Origin of the sequence: Microbacterium sp. Ru50 (assembly GCF_002920555.1) — a bacterium.
Taxonomy (GTDB): Bacteria; Actinomycetota; Actinomycetes; order Actinomycetales; family Microbacteriaceae; genus Microbacterium; species Microbacterium arborescens.
Window position 1 is genome coordinate 1 of sequence record NZ_PQSV01000062.1, and the last position, 571, is coordinate 571.

1 rRNA gene is annotated in these 571 nt (G+C 57.3%); it reads left to right on the forward strand.

The features are described from left to right. A 16S ribosomal RNA gene (locus C3481_RS16260) occupies positions 1–378 on the forward strand; the annotation flags it as partial. Positions 379–571 lie beyond the last annotated feature (193 nt).

The following is a 571-nucleotide window of genomic DNA, read 5'->3' on the forward strand; positions in this document are numbered from 1 at the left end:
TCAACTCGGAGGAAGTGGGACGACGTCAAGTCATCATGCCCCTTATGTCTTGGGCTGCACACGTGCTACAATGGCCGGTACAATGAGCTGCGATACCGTGAGGTGGAGCGAATCTCAAAAAGCCGGTCTCAGTTCGGATTGGGGTCTGCAACTCGACCCCATGAAGTCGGAGTCGCTAGTAATCGCAGATCAGCATTGCTGCGGTGAATACGTTCCCGGGCCTTGTACACACCGCCCGTCACGTCACGAAAGTCGGTAACACCCGAAGCCGGTGGCCCAACCCCTTGTGGGAGGGAATCGTCGAAGGTGGGACTGGCGATTGGGACGAAGTCGTAACAAGGTAGCCGTACCGGAAGGTGCGGCTGGATCACCTCCTTTCTAAGGAGCACTTCTCACCAGCTTCGGCTGGTCAGAGGCCAGTACATCAGCGAATGTCTGATGCTGGTTGCTCATGGGTGGAACGTTGACTACTCGGCAAGTTCAGGTTTCTCCGCTGTTAGTACTGCTTCGGCGTGGAACGCAGGGGAGCGATGGACTTGTCGGGCACGCTGTTGGGTGTCTGAGGGCACGG